The sequence below is a fragment of the Ruegeria sp. AE4 genome, assembly GCF_056542185.1.
In genome coordinates this window covers 26,733-47,425 of the sequence record NZ_JBQFZK010000004.1, presented here as the reverse complement: position 1 = coordinate 47,425, position 20,693 = coordinate 26,733, and the positions used below count along the sequence as shown (strand labels likewise).

Annotated in this window: 23 protein-coding genes and 1 tRNA gene; 15 read left to right on the top strand and 9 right to left on the bottom strand. The window is 58.6% G+C overall.

Going from position 1 to position 20,693, the window contains the following annotated elements; translation table 11 throughout:
* Nucleotides 1-40: 40 nt before the first annotated feature.
* The 4 genes from ACR0EK_RS08225 to ACR0EK_RS08210 are packed head-to-tail and all read left to right on the top strand — an operon-like array spanning nucleotide 41 to nucleotide 2,642.
* Nucleotides 41-1,252 carry an NAD(P)/FAD-dependent oxidoreductase gene (locus ACR0EK_RS08225; protein WP_480773091.1) on the top strand — a complete coding sequence of 404 codons (1,212 nt, stop codon included), beginning with the start codon at nucleotides 41-43 and terminating at the stop codon, nucleotides 1,250-1,252.
* On the top strand, nucleotides 1,249-1,809 hold the full coding sequence (gene rsmD / locus ACR0EK_RS08220) for a 16S rRNA (guanine(966)-N(2))-methyltransferase RsmD (protein WP_480898563.1): 561 nt from the start codon (nucleotides 1,249-1,251) through the stop codon (nucleotides 1,807-1,809). Before ACR0EK_RS08225 ends, rsmD begins: the two co-directional genes overlap by 4 nt.
* On the top strand, nucleotides 1,802-2,437 hold the full coding sequence (locus ACR0EK_RS08215) for an HAD family hydrolase (RefSeq protein WP_480773115.1): 636 nt from the start codon (nucleotides 1,802-1,804) through the stop codon (nucleotides 2,435-2,437). The genes rsmD and ACR0EK_RS08215 overlap by 8 nt, the downstream gene beginning before the upstream one ends.
* 25 nt (nucleotides 2,438-2,462) lie before the next feature.
* Nucleotides 2,463-2,642 (top strand): hypothetical protein, encoded by a 180-nt coding sequence (locus ACR0EK_RS08210; protein ID WP_267364635.1) that lies wholly within the window; start codon nucleotides 2,463-2,465, stop codon nucleotides 2,640-2,642.
* Here the strand turns inward: ACR0EK_RS08210 and map are convergent.
* Nucleotides 2,630-3,442 (bottom strand): type I methionyl aminopeptidase, encoded by an 813-nt coding sequence (map, locus tag ACR0EK_RS08205; protein ID WP_480773093.1) that lies wholly within the window; start codon nucleotides 3,440-3,442, stop codon nucleotides 2,630-2,632. The genes ACR0EK_RS08210 and map overlap by 13 nt on opposite strands.
* A gap of 274 nt (nucleotides 3,443-3,716) precedes the next feature.
* Between map and ACR0EK_RS08200 the strand changes: the two genes are divergently transcribed.
* Nucleotides 3,717-4,634 (top strand): homocysteine S-methyltransferase family protein, encoded by a 918-nt coding sequence (locus ACR0EK_RS08200; protein ID WP_480898557.1) that lies wholly within the window; start codon nucleotides 3,717-3,719, stop codon nucleotides 4,632-4,634.
* A gap of 55 nt (nucleotides 4,635-4,689) precedes the next feature.
* On the opposite strand, the gene sfsA is transcribed toward ACR0EK_RS08200, so the two are convergent.
* Complete coding sequence (gene sfsA, locus ACR0EK_RS08195; RefSeq protein WP_480898556.1) at nucleotides 4,690-5,421, bottom strand: DNA/RNA nuclease SfsA; 732 nt, start codon at nucleotides 5,419-5,421, stop codon at nucleotides 4,690-4,692.
* A gap of 50 nt (nucleotides 5,422-5,471) precedes the next feature.
* On the opposite strand from sfsA, the gene ACR0EK_RS08190 reads away from it, so the two are divergent.
* From ACR0EK_RS08190 to ACR0EK_RS08175, 4 genes are read left to right on the top strand one after another with little or no spacing between them, the layout of a single operon-like run.
* Entirely contained in the window at nucleotides 5,472-6,194 is a 723-nt protein-coding gene (locus ACR0EK_RS08190; protein WP_480487056.1) for a competence/damage-inducible protein A, read from the top strand.
* Nucleotides 6,191-6,901 carry a GNAT family N-acetyltransferase gene (locus ACR0EK_RS08185; RefSeq protein ID WP_480898553.1) on the top strand — a complete coding sequence of 237 codons (711 nt, stop codon included), beginning with the start codon at nucleotides 6,191-6,193 and terminating at the stop codon, nucleotides 6,899-6,901. The genes ACR0EK_RS08190 and ACR0EK_RS08185 overlap by 4 nt, the downstream gene beginning before the upstream one ends.
* A 15-nt stretch (nucleotides 6,902-6,916) precedes the next feature.
* Nucleotides 6,917-7,489: a peroxidase-related enzyme gene (locus ACR0EK_RS08180; RefSeq protein WP_480898551.1), complete on the top strand. Its 573-nt coding sequence runs from the start codon at nucleotides 6,917-6,919 to the stop codon at nucleotides 7,487-7,489.
* Nucleotides 7,486-8,388: an OmpA family protein gene (locus ACR0EK_RS08175; protein WP_480547228.1), complete on the top strand. Its 903-nt coding sequence runs from the start codon at nucleotides 7,486-7,488 to the stop codon at nucleotides 8,386-8,388. Before ACR0EK_RS08180 ends, ACR0EK_RS08175 begins: the two co-directional genes overlap by 4 nt.
* On the opposite strand, the gene ACR0EK_RS08170 is transcribed toward ACR0EK_RS08175, so the two are convergent.
* Nucleotides 8,381-9,343, bottom strand: a complete 963-nt coding sequence (locus ACR0EK_RS08170; RefSeq protein ID WP_480898548.1) for a sodium-dependent bicarbonate transport family permease — start codon at nucleotides 9,341-9,343, stop codon at nucleotides 8,381-8,383. The genes ACR0EK_RS08175 and ACR0EK_RS08170 overlap by 8 nt on opposite strands.
* Nucleotides 9,344-9,441: 98 nt before the next feature.
* Between ACR0EK_RS08170 and ACR0EK_RS08165 the strand changes: the two genes are divergently transcribed.
* A complete protein-coding gene (locus ACR0EK_RS08165) occupies nucleotides 9,442-10,359 on the top strand; it encodes a LysR family transcriptional regulator (RefSeq protein ID WP_480484577.1) in 918 nt (305 codons plus the stop codon).
* Nucleotides 10,360-10,411: 52 nt separating this feature from the next.
* Here the strand turns inward: ACR0EK_RS08165 and ACR0EK_RS08160 are convergent, their stop codons facing one another.
* Nucleotides 10,412-11,317 carry a LysR family transcriptional regulator gene (locus ACR0EK_RS08160; RefSeq protein WP_209505110.1) on the bottom strand — a complete coding sequence of 302 codons (906 nt, stop codon included), beginning with the start codon at nucleotides 11,315-11,317 and terminating at the stop codon, nucleotides 10,412-10,414.
* A 423-nt stretch (nucleotides 11,318-11,740) separates the two neighbouring features.
* Between ACR0EK_RS08160 and ACR0EK_RS08155 the strand changes: the two genes are divergently transcribed.
* Entirely contained in the window at nucleotides 11,741-12,349 is a 609-nt protein-coding gene (locus tag ACR0EK_RS08155) for a LysE family translocator (protein ID WP_480586794.1), read from the top strand.
* A gap of 19 nt (nucleotides 12,350-12,368) precedes the next feature.
* Here the strand turns inward: ACR0EK_RS08155 and ACR0EK_RS08150 are convergent, their stop codons facing one another.
* Nucleotides 12,369-14,396 (bottom strand): FAD-dependent oxidoreductase, encoded by a 2,028-nt coding sequence (locus ACR0EK_RS08150; RefSeq protein ID WP_480898545.1) that lies wholly within the window; start codon nucleotides 14,394-14,396, stop codon nucleotides 12,369-12,371.
* Between the two features lie 137 nt (nucleotides 14,397-14,533).
* Between ACR0EK_RS08150 and ACR0EK_RS08145 the strand changes: the two genes are divergently transcribed.
* Nucleotides 14,534-15,019 (top strand): RNA pyrophosphohydrolase, encoded by a 486-nt coding sequence (locus ACR0EK_RS08145; protein WP_480967737.1) that lies wholly within the window; start codon nucleotides 14,534-14,536, stop codon nucleotides 15,017-15,019.
* An 877-nt stretch (nucleotides 15,020-15,896) separates the two neighbouring features.
* Here the strand turns inward: ACR0EK_RS08145 and ACR0EK_RS08140 are convergent.
* Nucleotides 15,897-16,244 (bottom strand): cupredoxin domain-containing protein, encoded by a 348-nt coding sequence (locus tag ACR0EK_RS08140; protein ID WP_480967736.1) that lies wholly within the window; start codon nucleotides 16,242-16,244, stop codon nucleotides 15,897-15,899.
* Nucleotides 16,244-16,765 carry a DUF4142 domain-containing protein gene (locus tag ACR0EK_RS08135; protein WP_480484586.1) on the bottom strand — a complete coding sequence of 174 codons (522 nt, stop codon included), beginning with the start codon at nucleotides 16,763-16,765 and terminating at the stop codon, nucleotides 16,244-16,246. The genes ACR0EK_RS08140 and ACR0EK_RS08135 overlap by 1 nt, the downstream gene beginning before the upstream one ends.
* 136 nt (nucleotides 16,766-16,901) lie before the next feature.
* Here ACR0EK_RS08135 and ACR0EK_RS08130 point away from each other — a divergent pair, with 136 nt between their 5' ends.
* Together ACR0EK_RS08130 and ACR0EK_RS08125 are read left to right on the top strand one after the other, a co-directional pair.
* Nucleotides 16,902-17,855 (top strand): AraC family transcriptional regulator, encoded by a 954-nt coding sequence (locus tag ACR0EK_RS08130; protein WP_480967735.1) that lies wholly within the window; start codon nucleotides 16,902-16,904, stop codon nucleotides 17,853-17,855.
* A gap of 105 nt (nucleotides 17,856-17,960) precedes the next feature.
* Entirely contained in the window at nucleotides 17,961-18,161 is a 201-nt protein-coding gene (locus ACR0EK_RS08125) for a hypothetical protein (protein WP_480773101.1), read from the top strand.
* A gap of 317 nt (nucleotides 18,162-18,478) precedes the next feature.
* Here ACR0EK_RS08125 and ACR0EK_RS08120 read toward each other — a convergent pair.
* Nucleotides 18,479-18,565 (bottom strand) — tRNA-Leu (locus tag ACR0EK_RS08120).
* Nucleotides 18,566-18,766: 201 nt separating this feature from the next.
* On the opposite strand from ACR0EK_RS08120, the gene ACR0EK_RS08115 reads away from it, so the two are divergent.
* Nucleotides 18,767-19,750: a complex I NDUFA9 subunit family protein gene (locus ACR0EK_RS08115; protein WP_480920489.1), complete on the top strand. Its 984-nt coding sequence runs from the start codon at nucleotides 18,767-18,769 to the stop codon at nucleotides 19,748-19,750.
* Here ACR0EK_RS08115 and ACR0EK_RS08110 read toward each other — a convergent pair whose 3' ends face one another.
* Nucleotides 19,751-20,554: an undecaprenyl-diphosphate phosphatase gene (locus ACR0EK_RS08110; RefSeq protein WP_480538274.1), complete on the bottom strand. Its 804-nt coding sequence runs from the start codon at nucleotides 20,552-20,554 to the stop codon at nucleotides 19,751-19,753.
* Nucleotides 20,555-20,693 lie beyond the last annotated feature (139 nt).

Below are 20,693 nucleotides of genomic sequence, written 5' to 3'. Positions count from 1 at the left end.
GAACACGGTGACCACTTGAAAACTGCGGGGTAGGCAAAGCATGAGCCATATTGTCGTGATCGGCGCGGGGCAGGCAGGCGCGTCTTTGGTGGCCCGTCTGCGTAAGGACGGGTTTGAGGGTGAAATCACTCTGATCGGGGCCGAGCCGCATCTGCCTTATCAGCGCCCGCCCCTGTCCAAAGCCTATCTGCTGGGCGAGATGGAGCTTGAGCGTCTGTTCCTGCGGCCTGAAAGTTTTTATACGGAAAACAACATCACCCTGCGTCTGGGTCAGCGCGTCACCGGTATCGACCCCAAGGCCAAAACGGTCACGCTGGGGGATGAGGTTATCTCTTACGACGAACTGGCGCTGACCACCGGATCGGACCCGCGCCGCCTGCCTGCCGCGATTGGTGGCGATCTGGACGGTGTGCATGTGGTGCGCGATCTGGCCCATATCGACGAGATGGAGCCCAAAGTGACCGAAGGCGCCCGCGCGCTGATCGTGGGCGGCGGGTATATCGGGCTCGAAGCTGCCGCTGTCTGCGCCAAGCGCGGCGTCAAGGTCACTCTGATTGAAATGGCCGACCGTATCCTGCAACGGGTCGCAGCGCCCGAGACCAGCGATTATTTCCGCGCGTTGCACAGTGCATACGGCGCTGACATCCGCGAGGGTGTCGGGCTGGATCGTCTGATCGGCGAAAACGGCAAGGTCACCGGCGCGGTTCTGACCGACGGCACAAAGTTGGACGTTGATTTTGTAGTGGTTGGCGTCGGCATTGCACCCGCGACCCAGCTGGCCGAGATGGCCGGGCTGGAACTGGATAACGGCATCAGGACCGACGCCCATGGCCGCACGTCCGACCCGTCGATCTGGGCGGCTGGCGATTGCGCCTCTTTTCCGCATGGCGAAGGCCGCATCCGTCTGGAAAGCGTCCCCAACGCCATTGATCAGGCCGAGATCGTGGCCCAGAACATGCTGGGCGCGGCCAAGGATTATGTGGCAACCCCGTGGTTCTGGTCGGATCAATACGACGTCAAGCTTCAGATCGCGGGCCTGAACACCGGATATGACCGCGTGGTGACGCGGCAGGGCGAAGGGCAGACCGTATCCTTCTGGTATTACAACGGTGACAAGCTGATTGCGGTCGACGCGATGAACGATCCGCGCGCCTATATGGTTGGCAAGCGCCTGATCGAGATGGGAAAAACGGCAGACCCGGCCGTCGTGGCTGACCCGGATGCAGACCTTAAACCGCTGCTCAAGGCATGAGGATCATCGCCGGAGAGTTCCGCGGTCGCGCCCTGACCCCCATCGGCAAGGGCGATGCGGGCGCACATCTGCGCCCGACCACCGACCGGGTGCGCGAAAGCCTGTTCAACGTGCTGGTCCATCAGATCGATTTCGACGGCCTGCGCGTGTTGGACCTGTTTGCTGGCACCGGGGCGCTCGGGCTCGAAGCACTGTCACGCGGCGCGGCGCATGTCACCTTCGTCGATGACGGGCGCGTGGCGCAGGGTTTGATCCGCAAGAATATCGACCTGACCGGCAGTGCCGGGCGCACCGACCTGATCCGCCGGGATGCAACCCGGTTGGGCGAAAATCCGGGCGCACCCTACGATCTGATCTTTCTGGACCCGCCCTATGGCAAGGCCATGGGTCAGAAAGCCATTGCCGCGCTGTCCAATGGCTGGATCGCGGATGATGCGCTGCTGGTTTGGGAAGAAAACTCACGGATGCAGGCTCCGGCCGGGTTCACGTTGCACGAAAGCCGCAAATATGGCGACACGTATATTTCATTGATGCGGAACGGTGATCAAAGTGCATGATCTGGTCATTTTCGATTGCGATGGCGTTCTGGTCGACAGCGAGGTGATCTCGAACCAGGTGCTGGCGGACAATCTGGCGGGCTATGGCCTGCACCTGACCTTGCCCGAATGCATGTCCCTGTTTGTGGGCGGAACCATGGTCGGGGTGCGCGACAAGGCGCGTGGAATGGGCGCTGATCTGCCCGAAGACTGGATTGATCAGGTCTATGCCGAAACCTACGACCGCCTGCGCGCCGGTGTGCCTTTGGTGCCGGGTGTCGAGGACCTGCTTGCGGCGCTGGATCAGCGGGGCATCCCCTGTTGCGTGGCCTCAAACGGCAGCCCGGACAAGATGCAGATCACGCTGGGCCAGAATGGGCTTTGGGACCGGTTCAAAGATGTGATGTTCTCGGCCCATGTGCTTGGCACCGGCAAGCCTGATCCAAAGATGTTCCAACTGGCGGCCGAGAATTTTGGCGCACAGGCCCCGGTGGTCATCGAAGACAGCCACAATGGCGTTACAGCCGCAATCCGGGCCAATATGCGCTGTCTGGCCTACGCGCCGCATGGCGGTGGTGACAGGCTGGCCGATCTTGGGGCCGAGGTGATCACGGATATGTCACAGGCGCACCCGCTGTTGGGACTCTGACCCCCAACTGTGCTAGGGTGCAGCCATGGATCATGCTCTGACACCCTTTGTCTGGACAGTCTCCCGCGACGCCGAGGTCATGGCGAAACCTGACCCCAAGCCCCTGCGCGCGCCGGTGTTCATCCACGATGCGGTTACCCCTTGGGGGGCTGAGACGATGCTGCTGAAACTCCTGCGCGAACAGGCCGCCGATCAGGACGAATAGGTCGGGTGAAATTTGCCGCCCGGTGACAGGGTAAAGATATCGACCCCATCCGCCGTTACGCCCACCGAATGCTCGAACTGTGCCGACAGCGACTTGTCGCGGGTCACGGCGGTCCAGTCATCGGCCAGTGTCTTGGTTTCGGGGCGGCCCAGATTGACCATCGGCTCGATGGTAAAGAACATGCCTTCCTCAAGAACCGCGCCTGTGCCGGGGCGGCCATAATGCAGCACATTCGGCGGCGCGTGGAACACGCGGCCCAGACCGTGCCCGCAAAAGTCGCGAACAACACTCATCCGGTGCGCTTCGACATAGGCCTGAATGGCATGGCCGATATCGCCGAACGTGTTGCCCGGTTTGACCATCTCGATGCCCTTGAACAGCGCGTCATGGGTTACCTGGATCAGACGCTCGGCCTTGCGCGGCAGTTTGCCCGCCACATACATGCGCGAGGTGTCACCGAACCAGCCATCCACGATGACGGTCACATCGATGTTCAGGATATCGCCATCCTTCAGCTTCTTGTCACCGGGAATGCCGTGGCAGACCACATGGTTCACACTGATGCAGCTGGCGTGCTCGTACCCTTTGTAGCCGATCGTGGCCGAGGTCGCGCCCGCATCCTCGACCATCTGAGTGATCAGCCCGTCAAGCGCACCCGTGGTCTGACCGGGAAAGACATGCGCGGCGATATCATCCAATATCCGCGCCGCCAGAGCGCCCGCCGCGTGCATCCCGGCAAAATCACCCTGTTCATAGATGCGGATACCGTCCTTGGTCAGGCGGCCACGATGCTCTTTCATCGACGCAAAGCTCCAAATGTTACGCGCGGCACTTCTTTTACGCTGCTTGTGCAGAAAGTACCAGAGGGCGCAGTGTATCAGGCGGCACATGGGGCAGAACCACGAGAGTTCAAGAACTTGAACTGCAGTTAGGTTTCAAATCCGGTTTGACCCATCGACCATTGCGTTGACGCATAACGGTTTGGTGTTTGTTCAGTTTACACAGCAAATTTCACAGACAGCCTCTGCCCTGTTATTGTTGCGATGAACTCCAACAACTAAGGAGCGCACTGAAGTGCCACGACAGCTCCCGCACGAGACAGACAAGAAGTATTTGGTTTTTGCCGGAACTGGCACGGATCTGATCTTTAACCACGGCATAGATTTGCCGGGATTTGCCTCATTTCCATTGCTAGAGAACCCAGAAACCCGTTCTGTCCTTGCAGGTCAGATGCACGCGCTTGTTCAGTTGGCGGGCGAGATGGAGGTGGGTTGCATACTTGATGCACCGACTTGGATGGCCAATGCTGATCGGGCTGCTCCTCTGGGTTACGACGCTGAACAACTGGATGAAATAAACCGGGATGCTGTCGCGTTAATGGAAGACGTGCGTCAGAGCGCTGGTCGAGATGACGTTTTGGTTTCTGCTTGCGTCGGCCCACGCCACGATCCCTATGCGGACGTTCCGGCCATGTCGATCGATGATGCCCGTCAGTATCACAGTGCGCAGCTTGCCGTTTTGAAACAAACCAGTGTCGACTTGGTGACAGCTTATACGTTCAACAGACCTAGCGAAGCAGCGGGCTGCATTCTGGCTGCGCAGGATTTTGGACTACCGATAGTGATGTCATTGGTTGTTGAAACCGACGGGTGTCTGGCTGATGGAACAAAGCTTGTAGACGCGCTGGATCAAATCGATGTCGCCACGGATGCGGCTGCGCAGTTCTTCATGGTCAATTGTGCCCATCCGACCCACTTTTCCGATGCGCTAAATCGCCATCCAAGACTAAGAGGCGTTGTCGCAAACGCATCAAGTTGCTCTCATGCGGAACTGGATGAGGCCGAGGAATTAGACGAAGGTGACCCCCATGTGCTTGGGCAAGAGATTGCGGACGTCGTGCATAACAACCCGTCAATTTCAGTGATAGGAGGGTGCTGCGGTACAGATATGAGGCATTTGAAACTCATGGCACAAGCGGTTGCTGCGTCTTAGACGCGCGCCAAACAGTCTCAATCAGTGCTCCTTAGTCAATCGCGCGCATTTTGGGCTACGTCAGCAGGCCAGGGTCATGCTGGTTGATTACAGGAAAGGTACTGACGTCAACCCAAACCCCATCCGGCGAAATCCGCGTCCCGCAAATCATCCGCTCTACCCCCATCGCCTGTGCCGCCTCAAAGGCCGCTGCATAGACCGGGTCGATATCCGCGGCCAGCGCGAACCGGTTGCAATCGGTGCGTTGCACCAGGTACAGCATGATCGCCCGGTGCCCCTGCGCTGCCGTCTGTGCCAGCTCGCCCAGATGTTTGGTGCCGCGGGCGGTGACGCTGTCGGGGAACTCGGCCAGACCGGGCTGGCGGGACAGCGTCACGCTTTTGACCTCGATATAGGCATCTGGCAGGCCGGGGCCGCTCAGCAGGAAATCGATACGGCTGTTTTGCCCGTATTTCACCTCGGGCCGGACGGTGTCATAAGCGGCCAGCTCGGGGATCTCGCGCGCCTCAAGCGCTGCCCGCAGGGCGCGGTTCGGGACGGAAGTATCGACCCCGGTGAAATGCCCGTTTTCGTGATCCACCAGCCGCCAGCCGAATTTCAGCTTTTTCTTCGGGTCGTCATTGGGCTCAAGCCAGATCAACTGGCCCGGTTCGGCCAGCCCCATCATGGATCCCGGATTGGCGCAATGGGCAGTCACTTCGTGCCCGTCTTCCAAACGGCAATCGGCCAGAAAGCGTTTGTAGCGACGGATCAGGCGGGCGGGGACAAGAGGGGTTCCAAAACGCATGTCTCACGGCCTATACCTGCCCCTGAAGACGATCAAGAGGAGTCCGCGCCATGGCCAATCCAACCGCAGCAATGCTGGTGATCGGGGATGAAATCCTGTCGGGCCGCACCCGCGATGCAAACATGCATTATCTGGCGCAGGAGCTGGCAAAACACGGCATCGATCTGAAAGAGGTCCGCATCGTCAGCGATGACGCCCCCGCCATCGAAGCGGCGGTCAAAGCGCTGTCTGACAGCCACGACACCGTCTTTACCAGCGGCGGCATCGGCCCGACCCATGACGATATTACCGCCGATTGCATTGCGCGCGCCTTTGACACCCCGATTGACATTCGCGACGACGCGTGCGCGCTGTTGCAGGCGCATTACGACAAATCCGGGCTGGAACTGAACGCTGCCCGCCTGCGCATGGCGCGTATCCCGGATGGCGCGACATTGATCGACAATCCGGTCTCGACGGCGCCGGGTTTCACCCTGAAGAACGTGCATGTGATGGCCGGGGTACCGCTGGTGTTTCAGGCCATGGTCGCCAGCGTCCTGCCCACACTGACCGGTGGCAGCCCCTTGTTGTCGCAAACCCTGCGCGTGGACCGGGGCGAAGGCGATATCGCCGCAAACCTGTCCGCGCTGGCCGAGGATTTCAGCGATCTGTCCATCGGTTGCTATCCGTTTCAGATCAACGGGGCCTTCGGGGCCAACGTGGTGGTGCGCGGCACCGATGGCAGTCGGATTGACGCGGCCATGACCCGTCTGGCGAAAGAGCTTGCGCTTTGAGCGGCGACTGGGCGGACATCGTCGACGGCACATGGCCTGCCGCGCGGTATCGCAGGCTGGGGCCGTTTCAGCTGCGCGAAGGGCAGGGCGGCGGCTCGCGTGTTTCTGCAGCCAATGCGCTGGCCCCGGCCAGTGATGCAGATATCGACGCGGCCGAGGCCGCGATGCAGGCCATGGGGCAGAAATCCATCTTCTGCCTGCGCCCGGGGGATGAGGCGCTGGATGCAAAGCTGGCGCAACGGGGATATGACATCCTTGATCCGGTCAACATCTATACGTGCCCCGTCTCTCACCTCACCGATCAGCCGATCCCTCCGGTCATGGTGTTTTCGGTCTGGGAGCCGCTTGAAATCATGCGCGAAATCTGGGCGGCTGGTGGGATCGGGCCCGAACGTCTGGCGGTGATGGAGCGCGCGAAGGGTCCCAAAACCGGTCTGCTGCTGCGCCACAACGACCAACCCAGCGGGGCAGCCTTCGTGGCGATGCATGGCGATGTCGCGATGCTGCATGCGCTTGAAATCCTGCCCGCGCACCGCCGTCAGGGGCTGGGTCAGTGGACCATGCGCGCCGCGGCGATTTGGGCAGGTGACAACGGTGCTCAAACCTTCACTGTGATCTGCACCAAGGCCAATGAAGGTGCCAACGGTCTCTATTGCGCCCTCGGGATGGAGATCGCCAGTGAATACCATTACCGTCACCTTGTCTGAACAAAAGGGGTCGCCATGACACAGAAAGACATGCCCACCGCGCTGAACCTGCCCATGGTCGATCCACTGCCGCCGGAAACGCAGAAGTATTTCGATATCTGTGTCGAAAAGCTGGGCATAGTGCCGAATGTGCTAAAGGCAAACGCCTTCGATATCGACAAGCTGAACACGTTCACGGCGATGTATAATGATCTGATGCTGGCCAACAGCGGCCTGTCCAAGCTGGAGCGCGAGATGATTGCCGTGGTCGTATCGTCGATCAACAAGTGCTTCTACTGTCTGGTGGCACACGGCGCGGCGGTCCGGCAGCTTTCGGGCAACCCGCAACTGGGCGAGATGCTGGTGATGAACTACCGTGTTGCCCCGATCGAGCCCCGGCAGCGCGCAATGCTGGACTTTGCCGCCAAAATGACAACCGCCAGCGCCGAGATCGAAGAGCCCGACCGCCAGCGTCTGCGCGACGCAGGCTTTTCCGACCGCGATATCTGGGACATTGCCAATGTCGCCGGGTTCTTCAACATGTCCAACCGGGTGGCCAGTGCCACGGCAATGGTGCCCAACCCCGAGTATCACGCGCAGTTTCGATGATCCGATCAGCCGCCCTCATTGCCACGCTGCTGGCGGGGCCGGTTCTGGCGCAGGACCTGACCCTGCCAGCCAGCGCCCGCCAGATCAGCGACCGTACCTCGCCGCTGGACAGCTATGACCTGCCAACGGGGCCTTATGCGAATGGCGCGGTGCCTGCTGACACCCTCGAAGGCCGGGTTGAACGCTACACGTGGCGGCTTCAGGCGGGCTCAAGCACAACCCTTCAGCTTCTGACGCCGCTGCGCGACCAGATCGAGGCGCAGGGCTACAAGATTCTGTTCGAATGTGATGCCCGCGCCTGTGGCGGCTTCGATTTCCGCTTTGGCACCGAGGTCGTTCCGACCCCGGACATGTATGTCGCCATTCAGGATTACCGTTTCCTGTCGGCCACCAAGGGGGCTGTTGCCCTCAGCCTGCTGGTCAGCCGCAACCCTCCGGACGGGTATGTCCAGATGATCCGCGTCACACCCCAGAATGCACCAGACCCTGTTCCGGTCGTGATCGAACAGGCTGTCGAGGGGTCGGGCGGGCTGCTTGAGGCGCTGGCAACATCGGGTCACGTGATACTGGACGATCTGCATTTTCCAACCGGTGAGGTTGCGCTGGACGAGGGGACATATGCCTCTCTGACCCTGCTGGCCGGGTATCTGGCCGAAAATCCAAAGATGCGCCTGGCGCTGGTGGGGCATACCGATGACACCGGCGCGTTGCAGGCCAATATCGCGGTCAGCAAAAGCCGGGCCGAGTCGGTCCGCACCCGTCTGATTGATGCGCATGGCGTGGCCGCTGACCGGATCGAGGCGCAGGGCGTCGGCTATCTGTCCCCGCTTACCTCGAACGCAACCCCCGAAGGGCGCGAGCTGAACCGCCGGGTCGAGGCGGTCTTGCTCGTCAACTGACCCACCACAGGTAGAGCGGCAGTCCGACCGTGATGTTGAACGGAAACGACACACCCAGCGACAGGGTCAGATAAATCCCGGCCTCGGCCTTTGGCAGTGCGATTTTCATGGCGGCCGGAACCGCGATATAAGACGCCGAGGCCGACAGCACCATGAATAGGAACAGGCTGCCTTGCGGCAATCCGATCACCGCACCGACGGCCCAGGCCATCAGCGCGCCGATCAGGGGCATCAATACGCCAAAGGCGAACAGGCCAACCGACAGTTTGTCGCGATTGCTGATCAGGCTGCGCCCAGCCGAAAGCCCCATATCCAGCAGGAACAGGCACAGGATGCCAGTGAAAGGCGTTACGATGAAAGGCGCGATCATCTGCATGCCTTCACCCCCGGTTATGGCTCCGATCAGGAACGCCCCGGTCAGCAGCACAATCGATCCATTGGCCAGCAGATCACGCCACAGCTTGTCATCCTTGACGCCATTGCCGCTGGTCTTGTGCGCCAGCCACAGCGCCGACAGAATGGCCGGCACCTCCATCGCTGCCGCAACCGCCACCATGAACCCGTCATGGGTCAATCCCACCAGATCCAGCAGGCTGGTGGCGGTGACAAAGGTGACAATCGAAATCGAGCCGTAATGCCCTGCGACCGCCGCTGCATTTAACGCATCCAGCCGTGTCATAACCCTCAGCAGGGCAAAGGCCACGAAGGGGATGGTAAAGGACAGGGCCACGCCGCCCAGCAGGGTCAGGAACAGTTGCAGGTGGATGCCATGCGCGGCAAGGCTGGCACCGCCTTTGAACCCGATGGCCAGCAGCAGGTAAAGCGACATGAACTTGGCCGCGCCCGCCGGGATAGACAAATCGCTGCGCACAAAAGCGGCCAGAAGCCCTAGGGCAAAAAACAATATGGTGGGCACCAGCAGGTTGCTGGACAGCGTCTCGATCACTCCGGGCATACTTGTCTCCTGATCCCTCGTTTCAGGGCTAGGTGCCTTGCAAAATTGATTTCGCCAAATACTATCTTTATAAGCTTAATATAGTTTCAGGCTATGAAATGCGTCCAACCCTGCGCCAATTGGAATACATCGTCACGGTCAGCCGCCTCGGGCGGTTCAGTTTGGCCGCCGAGGTGCTGAATGTCAGTCAACCCAGCCTGTCGGCGCAAATTGCAACCGTAGAACAAGAGCTTGGCGTTCGGATCTTTGACCGCAACCGTGGTGGAATTCAGGTGACCACAAAGGGGGAAGAGTTCATCTCGCGCGCGCAAAAGATCCTTGCCGAGGTCAAGGACCTGCGCCACGCCATGACCAACGATATGCCTGTCGGAGGAAGGTTGCGACTGGGCGTTTTGCCTTCGATCGGGCCGTACCTGCTGCCGCAAGCCATCAAAGAGGTGCACCGCCTGCGCCCCGGATTACGCATTGTCGTGCGCGAGGAAAACACCCGCGATCTGGAACAGGGCCTGAAATCCGGTCGGTTTGACCTGATCCTGTCAACGCCCGAGGATCACCCCAATACCGTTCAGCACCGCTTGTTCAACGAACCCCTCTGGGTTGCGGTGGCCGTTGACGACGTTCTGGCGCAGGACCCACAGGGCGTCAGAGCGGCCGACTTGCAGAACCGGCTGTTCCTGACCCTTGACCAAAGCCACCGCCTGTCGCGCATCGTCTATGCGCTGGCAGCCGAATGCGGTGGCGTGGTTTCGGATGAATATGAAGGCACAACGCTTGATTCCATTGTCTTGATGGCGGCCTCGGGGGTTGGGGTTGCGGTACTGCCGGATCTGTTTGCCCGCAGACAGGGCATTTACCGCGACGAAGTACGGCTGCGCCCGCTGTCCATTCCCAATGCCAATCGCGATATCGCATTGCTGGCGCGCAATGCCGAAACGCCGCCGCCGGGCCAGAACGTATTGATGGAAAGCCTACGCTCTTCCGCGCGATCCATCGGCCTGACGGTGATCGGTTCATAAAAAAAGGCCCGCACTTTGACATGCGGGCCAAAGGTTGGTCTTCAGGGAGAAACTACCAATCCATCGGGCTTTTGTCTTCGAATGCGTCGACCAGAAAATCGATGAAGGCCCGTACTTTGGGTTGTGTGAAGCGGCCGGGCGGATAAACGGCGTAAATGCCCTGTACCTCGTCCGGCAGGGACGGCATGGCATCGACAACCCGCCCCGATTTCAACGCTTCGGCATAAAGATAGCTGGGCAGATACGCGATCCCCAGCCCCGAGATGGCCGCGTTCAGCAGCGACTGGCCGTCATTCACGCTCAGCCAGCCCGCGGTGCGCACCTGACGCTTTTCACCGGACGGTGCGGTCAGTTTCCAGACATTGCCTGACGACTGGCTGGAATAGTGCAGCAACTTGTGTTCGTTCAGATCGTCGATCTTCTGCGGGCGCCCGAACCGTTCGATATAGCTGGGCGCGGCGACCATGCGTTTGACCGTTTCGGTCAGCTTGCGGGCGCGCAACGTGCTGTCTTCCAGCTCACCGATGCGCACGGCCACATCAAATCCTTCGGAAATCAGTTCGACATAGCGGTTGTTCAGCACCATGTTCACGGTGATGTCGGGGTAGACGGCCAGGAAATCGGACAGGACCGGCGACAGGTGATTGACACCGAAATCCGTGGCTACGCTGATGCGCAGCAGTCCGGACGGGGCCGATTGCATCGATGTGACCAGCGAATCCGCTTCACCCGCATCATTCAGAACGCGACGCGCGCGGTCATAATAGGCCAGGCCGATTTCTGTCGGCGACACCCGGCGCGTGGTGCGGTTCAGCAGCCGGGCTCCCAGACGCGCTTCGAGGCTCGAGACGTGTTTGGACACGGCCGATTTGGAGATGCCCATCTTCTTGGCCGCATCGGTGAAGCCACCCTGGTCCACCACATTGGCGAAGGCTTCCATTTCGGTCAGTCGGTCCATTCTCGTTCCCCAGATCTTGATTTCCAACCCGACTATCGCTCTGAATCTGGGCGGAATCGGGGCATACATGGGATAATATCAGGGATTTGAATCGGATCGTTTGCGTATCAGAAACGCAGAAACAGTGGTTTCCAAACCGGCCCCGAACCCTGCGATACTGCATTTTCCGCGCAATCCTTCGTTTCTGTTCATCTTAGAATGGCATTTTTGTGACCACAGAAGGGGTCAGGAAATCCGTTTTCTCCGTCTCCGTCCTTGTCGGTCTTTTGGCCGGGGGCGCGGAACCCCGAAAACCCTTTGCAAAGCCAAGTTTCACCACCCCGTCCGACGGCAACACCGGGCCGTAACCCCTGTTCCCTGACCGATCGGTATTTACATCTTTGCGGATGTTCGCGACCCTGCGCGCATTTGCAGGGGGTTTGAATGTCACTGGAATTCTTCATCACTTCCATGATCGTCGTGCTGCTGCCGGGCACCGGTGTCATCTACACACTGGCCGTTGGCCTGGGCCGCGGTTTCCGGGCCAGCGTTGCCGCCGCGGTCGGATGCACAGTGGGAATCGTTCCCGCTGCCGTGGCCAGTATCGTCGGGCTTGCCGCATTGCTGCACACCAGTGCCGTGGCGTTTCAGCTCGTGAAATACCTTGGTGTCATTTACCTTTTCTACATGGCTTGGGGCATTCTAAGGAGTGGCGGCGCCTTGGATGTCACCGCCGACAAGACCGCGAAAAGCAGTTTCAAGATTGCCATCACCGGAACGCTCATCAACGTGCTGAACCCCAAGCTGTCGCTGTTCTTTCTGGCGTTTCTGCCGCAGTTTCTGCCAGCCGACACGGCGAACGCAGGAGGTGCGCTGATCCAGCTGGCCCTGGCCTTTATGGCCATGACCTTTGTTGTCTTCGTCGGATACGGGGCCTGCGCAGCGCTGGCCCGCGACTATGTGATCAGCCGTCCAACGGTGATGAAGTGGATCAGGCGGAGTTTTGCAACGGCCTTTGGCGCACTGGGTGCAAAACTCGCGCTGTCCGATTAGGAAACGCTAAACTTGGCGATCAGAATTCCGCCGCCAGCCGCGTGCCCTGATTGATCGCGCGCTTGGCGTCCAGCTCGGCGGCGACATCCGCACCCCCAATCACATGGGGGGTGATGCCCCGCTCGATCAGCGCGTCCGCCAGTGACCGTTCGGACACCTGACCGGCACACAGCACGATGGTATCGGCCGCGATCACCGTCGGGTCTGCGCGCTCTTCGCCAAAGCTGACATGCAGGCCGTCATCATCGATGCGCTCATAATTCACGCCGCCCACGAAATTGACGTTCTTCATCTTCAGCGTTGCCCGGTGAATCCAGCCGGTGGTTTTGCCAAGACCTTTGCCATGTGCCTGCTTCTTGCGCTGCAACAGGGTGACCTGCCGCGCGGGTGCGCTGGGTTGCGGCCCCTCGGGCGCTAACCCTGCGCGGTGTTCAGCCGGGTCCGTCACGCCCCATTCCTTCATCCATAGCGGCAGGTCGGTCGTGGCGCTGTGACCCTCTTCCAGAAGGAATTCGGACACATCAAAGCCGATGCCACCGGCCCCGATCACGGCAGCAGACTTGCCAACCTCGGCCTTGCCGCGCAGCACGTCGATGTAACTCAGGACGTTGTCCCGATCCTGCCCTGGTATCTGCGGATCACGCGGGCTGACACCGGTGGCTATGACCACCTCGTCAAAGCCGGTCAGGTCATCTGCGCCTACCTCGCGGTTCAGTTCCACTTTCACGCCCAGTTCATCCATCATGGTGCGGTACCAGTCGACAAGACCCCAGAATTCTTCTTTCCCCGGCACCTGCTTGGCCATGTTCAGCTGCCCGCCGACCTCATCAGCGCGGTCGAACAGGGTAACATCGTGGCCGCGCTGGGCCGCAGTCATTGCGGTCGACAGTCCGGCAGGACCTGCGCCCACAATGGCAATGGATTTGCGCGTTTTGGCCGGTTCAATCACCAGTTCGGTCTCATGACAGGCGCGCGGGTTCACGAGGCACGAGGTCAGCTTGCCGCTGAACGTGTGATCCAGACAGGCCTGATTGCAGGCAATGCAAGGCGCGATCTTTGCGGCCTCACCCTCAATCGCCTTGGCCACGAAATCCGCATCCGCCAGCATCGGGCGGGCCAGCGAGACCATGTCGGCGCAGCCGGTCGAAAGAACCTCTTCGGCCACCTCGGGGGTGTTGATCCGGTTCGATGTGATCACCGGTATCCCCACCTTGCCCATCAGCTTCTTGGTCACCCAGGCAAAGGCCGCGCGCGGCACGCTGGTGGCAATCGTGGGAATCCGCGCCTCGTGCCAGCCAATGCCGGTATTGATGATCGTGGCCCCGGCCTTTTCGATCTCCTGCGCCAGTTGCACCACCTCGTCATGGGTCGAGCCGTTGGGGACCAGATCGATCATCGACAGCCGGTAGATGATGATGAAGTCGGTGCCCACCGCCTCGCGCGTGCGGCGTACAACTTCGATCGGCAGACGCATCCGGTTCTCATAAGACCCGCCCCAGCGGTCGGTGCGCTTGTTGGTATGGGTCACAAGGAACTGGTTCAGGAAGTACCCCTCCGACCCCATAATCTCGACCCCGTCATAACCCGCCTTTTGCGCCAGTACGGCGGCGTTGACGATATCGCTGATCTGCTTCTCGATGCCCTCTTCATCCAGCTCAGTGGGCGGGAACGGAGAGATCGGCGATTTCACCGGGCTGGGGGCCACGCATTTCGGCCCATAGGCATAGCGCCCCGCATGCAGGATCTGCATTGCGATCTTGCCGCCCGCTTCATGGACGCGCTGCGTCACGATGGAATGGTGCGCCACATCCTTGTCGCTCACCATCATCGAAGCCCCCGGCAGGACCGAGCCTTCAAGGTTCGGACCAATCCCGCCCGTCACCATCAGGGCCACGCCGCCCCGCGCCCGGTCGGCATAGAACTCGGCCACCCGGTTCCAGTCGCCGGTCTCCTCAAGCCCCGTATGCATCGAGCCCATCAGCACGCGGTTTTTCAACGTGGTAAAGCCCAGATCCAGCGGGGCCAGCATATTCGGGTACGCAGTCATGGCGGAACTCTCCCTCCTGAATTTGCCCGCTAGATTGACGTTCGCGTCAACTTTGTCACGCGAAACCCCACGTCACCCTCTTTGCTGTAGCGCCGGTGATTGCTAGAGGTGGGCGGAACAACCCGATGAGGCCGCGCATGACCCCCGAAGAAATCGCCAAACTGCCCTATCGCCCCTGCGTCGGGCTGATGCTGATGAATGCCGAGGGCAAGATTTTCGTGGGACAGCGCAACGACCGCCACGCGGACGCCTGGCAAATGCCGCAGGGCGGTGTGGACAAGGGCGAAGACCCCCGCGTCGCGGCCCTGCGCGAGCTGTGGGAAGAAACCGGGGTCACGGCTGATCTGGTCGAAATCATCGCCGAAACCGAGGGCTGGCTGCCCTATGACCTGCCCTATGACATCGTGCCCCACATCTGGAAAGGCCGCTATCGCGGGCAGGAACAGAAATGGTTCCTGCTACGTTTCTCCGGCACCGACGATCAGATCAACATCGAAACCGACCACCCGGAGTTCACCCGCTGGAAATGGCAAGAGCCCGACCGGCTGATCGCGGAAATCGTGCCCTTCAAGCGCGATGTGTATGAGCGTGTGGTCGAGGCATTTATGGCCCATCTGACGTAACTGCGGCGAATGAACCGTAATGGCCCTTTTGCGAACACCATCACTCCTCGGAATGCGGGCGGCATAGGGATTCGCTTGGCAAATGCCATAGACGGCTTGGGCTTCAAAGCCGTGCCACAATTCACATCACTGAACAGGGCGTAAGGTACCAAGGGTGCCGCAACGGAAATCGGAAATATAACGCCTTTGTGATCGACATTTCTCTTCAATATAACAACAAGTTGAATAGCGGCCGCTCTCCGTCGCCAAAATTGAGGCATAAACGCAGATATAAACCAAATTTACTCCAATTCCGGCCACAATCTTGGGGCCAAAGTCGGCAACGCGTTCCAAGCTGTTGGAGTAAACAACCGTGAACTTTTGGTCGTTTTTCGCAAAATCGCATCCAGAAACATCGATTCAAATCTGTGATTTCAGAGACCGCACCCACCAGCTGATCGTGGGGAAATAGACCCGTAATCCTCTTAAGAAGGCCAAAGCAGAAAACATCCTGAAGGCCCGAATTCAACACAATAACCCTGCGGTGACCAACCAGTGCATCTGAAGGCGCCGCGCATAATGGCGTGCGAATTCTTCGGGTGCGACGCGTTATTTCAATCCAAAAGGAAAACGTGACAAAACAGCAGGATTTTAGGAATGGAATTGGTCCGCCGCCGAATATCACGGCAACTTCGCACGTATACTCTGCCTCCGACACTCCCTCGTTCTTGCAGGTGTGATTTTCGTATTCTTCGGCCGCGGGTTGAACAGACGCGCCGGGTGGTAATCTCACCGAAAATTTGGGGCGTTTAGAAGTAGGTTTTTACGGATGAATGAGGTGACTCTGATGAAGAAATCAAAGCACGGCGACGCTCAGTTCCCCGCGTGTAGCCGCTGATTAATCTTTCACTACGATAACCCCCTTCATATGCGGGTGAAACACGCAGAAATAGGCATAAACCCCGGGTTTGTCGAATACCACGGCTGCCTTTTCGTTCCGCTCTAGAGGCCCGGTGTCCCAATCTTGCATCTCTTGTTCCGTTGCGGTGTGAGGCGCGATGTCCAGATTGGTCCAGATCACCTCATCACCGACCGAAACTTCGAGTTTCTCAGGCGCGAACTTGAATTTGCGAATAGAAATCTGATGGCTGGTTGCCCCGGCGGACGCACCCAATGCGCCAGCCAGGAGAGTAAGCGGTGCCGCACCCAGTACGGCACCAAACTTTCTGCGTGACAGTACAGCCATCAGCCGCAATCCAGCCCAGACACCATCTGTTCGGCGTGGCCTTCATGCTGTTTGAATGTGGCAAGAGCATCCTGCAGCAGGTTGGTGAGCGGCTCAACGGTGGTGTTGGGGATGAACTCGTCCTCAACCGTTTTGTTCACGATCTGATGATAGGCGAGCTCATTCTGAGCGTAGGCGCAATCAAAGGCTTTACCGCGCAGCCCGCTCAGCTCATCGCGTTTCTCGACCGAACCTTTAACCAGGGCCTGGCTGAGGGCGTTGTCCTGGGGCGTTACATTCAGTTGTTGGATCAACGCCCCTGCAGCTTGGTTCACGGCCGCATGATCACGGATCATTGTGTTCGCAAAATCCCGAACGTCGTTATTGTCGGACACAGCAAGAGCAAGATGCGCATAGCGGATGTCGATTTCACCGGCAGTATACGCTGTATGCGCGATTTCAAGATCGTTCATCTTGTTCTCATCTGCAACAGCAGCATAGCCGACGACGACAAGAGCAGCAGAAAGGAAAACGGTTTTCATCTGGAATCTCCAAAGTTGATTGAAGCCCTGATATGCGTACAGTTTGCCTTGTCTTTGAATTGCCTGCCGTCCAGAAGACATGCCCTATCGTTCGAACATGTAGACAGATATCGAACTCTTGGTAATATCAGCAACCATGCTTGATCTGCTAAGTGATATTCTGACCCGCCTGTCGCTCAAGGGGACACTGTATTTCCGCACCAGCCTTAGCGAACAGCCCTGGGGGATCCAGGTGCCGGCGTTTCAGAACGTGGCCCGGTTCCACTATGTACATCGCGGTGAGTGCGTAGTGCGCGTCGCAGGAGAAGATCGGGCGCTACGCCTTACCAAAGGCGATCTTATCCTGGTTCCACACGGGGCGGCACATACGTTGAATTGTCGTGTTTCGGGCCCGGAAGACGCCTTGCCGCTGGATGACGTGCTGGAAAGGTCCGGCTATGATGGTAAGGGTGTTCTGGTGTATGGCGGCAACGACCCCAACATGGAGAACCAGCTGATTTGTGGTCATTTTTCACTAGCCGAAGGATCAAGGCATCTGTTGCTTGACCGATTGCCGCCAAGCATTGTCATCCGGGATTATGGCGCCGAGGCCAGCGATTGGCTGGAAGCGACGTTGCGCGTGATAGGGTCCGAGGCAGGGTTCGGCCGTTTTGGAGGTGATTTGATTGCGCTGAAGATGTCAGAGGCGATTTTTGCGCAGGCTATCCGGTGCCATATCGAAGATACCGCCAGAACAGGGGGGAAACTCGCAGGTTTCGCCGATGTTTATCTTACCCGCGCATTGACGGCGTTCCATAATGACCCGACAGCGCAGTGGAGTGTCGATTCTTTGGCCAACAGGGCGGCATTGTCTCGGACAAGTTTCGCAATGCGGTTTTCCGAGAAGCTTGGGATCACACCGATGCAATATGTGACTGCATGGCGTATGCAGATTGCCCGCAGCGCGTTGGTAGAGAAAGGTGTCAGTGTTGCCGAGGCCGCGGATCTGAGTGGGTATTCCTCGGAAGCAGCGTTCAGTCGCGCATTCAAGAAAGAGATCGGGCAACCGCCTGCCAGATTTCGAACCTCTGCGTTACCCACTCAGGTCTGAACGATCTGCAATGTTGCCGGGTATGCATTCATTCCACCGACAGTGATCAAAAGTACCTGTTGCTGAGGAGCACACTTTTCCGTCGCAAAACAACGGAGAAGAAAGTTGCCGCTATTTGCCACCAAAGAAATATCCGCCCTTATCGATAATCCCGCCGCCATCGCCATGATGGTGCCTCCTTTTGTTCTCGGACTGGGCATTTTCAACCTCTGTCTGACGTCAGGCAGACTATTCGAGCGCGACCATTTCCTGCCTGCTTTCTGGGTCTTTTCCCATCAACCTGAAATACTCTTTCGGCCCTTCTGACACTTTTCCAGAACCCATCTTGTTCGGTGGCTTTTCTCTGAGCCAGAACAGTCGCTTCCTTGGGGTCTTTCGTTTGGAGAGCAAAATTGAGTTTGTTTCGCTTGCTTAGCTTGGGGTAGTGCTTTCGAACGTCTTGGGGAACACGCCTACGAAATTACCAAACACCATTGGAGTTCTTTTGTTCAGTGTATCTAGCCATGATCAGAATCGCTTCTGCTTCAAAGATGATTAGAGGCATTGCGTCACCTCTTGTGTCACCTTTACAGGTCTGAAATTTCCGCTAAGTTCTTGGAATTTATATATTTTTGGGGAAGTAATGGTGCCCAGGAGAGGACTCGAACCTCCACGTCCATACGGACACTAGCACCTGAAGCTAGCGCGTCTACCAATTCCGCCACCTGGGCAGGTGTCGTGGAGCGGCGTTTAAGCTGACTGGCGGGGGGCGTCAACCGGATTCTGAATGAATTTTGAAAGTTTTTTGAATTCGGTTTTCGAACTGAGATTTTGGCCTGAGTATTTCATGACCGGCGCGGCGAATTAGTGCCTTGTTTGGCTGGCCTGCGAGCGTTAGTTCTAGAGCGCAATTTCTCAGCAGGAGCCCTCTCATGTCGAAACTGGTGACGATTTATGGCGGATCGGGATTTGTCGGTCGCTACATCGCGCGACGTATGGCGAGTGAGGGGTGGCGTGTGCGGGTGGCTGTACGACGCCCGAACGAAGCCATGTTCGTGAAACCCTACGGCGTCGTGGGACAGGTTGAGCCTGTGCTGTGCAATATCCGCGATGACGCCTCGGTCGCGCTGGCGATGCAGAGCGCCGATGTCGTGGTGAACTGCGTAGGTGTGCTGAATGAACTGGGCAAGAACGCGTTTGATGCCGTTCAGGCCGAAGGGGCCGAGCGTATTGCGCGCCTGGCCGCACAGCAGGGCATTGGTCGAATGGTGCATATTTCGGCCATCGGTGCGGATGCAAACGCGGCCAGCGATTATGCCCGGACCAAAGCGCTGGGCGAGGCAGGTGTGCTGAAGCACATACCGGATGCGGTGATCCTTCGCCCATCTGTAATCTTCGGTACCGAGGATCAGTTCTATAACCGATTTGCCGGGATGACCCGCATGGGTCCGTTCCTGCCAGTGGTTGGTGCCGAGACCAAATTCCAACCCGTCTACGTGGACGACGTGGCCCAGGCAGCGGTCAAAGGTATTCTGGGGCAGGCAGAGCCGGGCGTGTACGAGCTTGGCGGACCGGAAGTGAAAACCTTCCGCGCCCTGATGCAGCAGATGCTTGAAGTGATCCACCGGCGGCGCATCATTGTCGGTCTGCCGTTCTTTGCTGCCCGGATTATGGCGGGCGTGCTGGATATTGCGAAATTCGTCAGCTTCCAGCTGTTCTCGAACAACATTCTGACCCGCGATCAGGTCAGGAATCTGCGTCATGACAACGTGGTATCTGACGGGGCCAAGTCCTTTGCGGACCTAGGCATTGCGCCGACCACTCTGGAATCGGTGCTGCCGGAATATCTTTGGAAATTCCGCCCATCGGGGCAGTATGACGACATTCAGAACTCGGCGAAAAACCTGCGTATCTGATCAGCTGTAGGCCATGAACAACAATGCTGCGCCCAGAATGACGCGGTAGATCACATAGGGCGTAAAGCTGACACTGCGCAGCAGTCGCATCATAAGGCTAAGCGCCAATAGTGCTGAGACAAAAGCAAATGCCGCGGCAATGGCCCCATCCCGGGCCAGTTGCGCATCAGCGTCGCGTATCACATCCAGTGCAAGCAGTGTGCCAGAGGCCAGAATGGTTGGGATTGACATCAGCATGGCAATCCGCGCGCCGTCTTCTCTGGTATAGCCCAATTGACGTGCCCCTGTAATGGTGATCCCGGACCGCGATGTTCCGGGGATCAGCGCAAGAACCTGCCACAGCCCCATGACGAAAGCATCGCGAATACCCCAATCAGACGCCTCTTTCTTTTGGGGGCCTTTCTGGTCAATCCAATAAAGCAGCAGGCCAAAGCCCAGCATCGTCCACCCGATTACAGCGATCGAACGCATGGCCTCGCTTAACCCGGTCAGATGCAGAATCAGACCTGCAATCACGGTTGGAAGTGTCGCAATGATCAGACCAAGAGCCAAACGGGCCTGCGGCGTATCTGTCCGGCCGGTCAGGGCGCGCGGCACCCCGGCAAGAGCCTGCTTCACATCCGCCCAGAAATACAGAACGACCGCTCCAAGGGTTCCCACGTGCACCGCGATGTCTATGGCCTGACCCTGATCCTGAAGGCCCGACAAGTTCGGCAGCAGGATCAGGTGACCCGAAGACGAAATGGGCAAAAACTCAGTTATTCCCTGAATGATTGCCACGAGAATCAGGTGGAAAAGACTCATCTGCCCTGCCGTGCTGCCGCCACGTTTTTTATGTGGTGTATGGCTATAAGGGTGGTGGGGAAAAGGAAAGTCTTCATATAGGTCCGAATCGTACCTAAAATTCCTTTAAGAATTCACAGATTTCGAGTGAGCGGGTGGA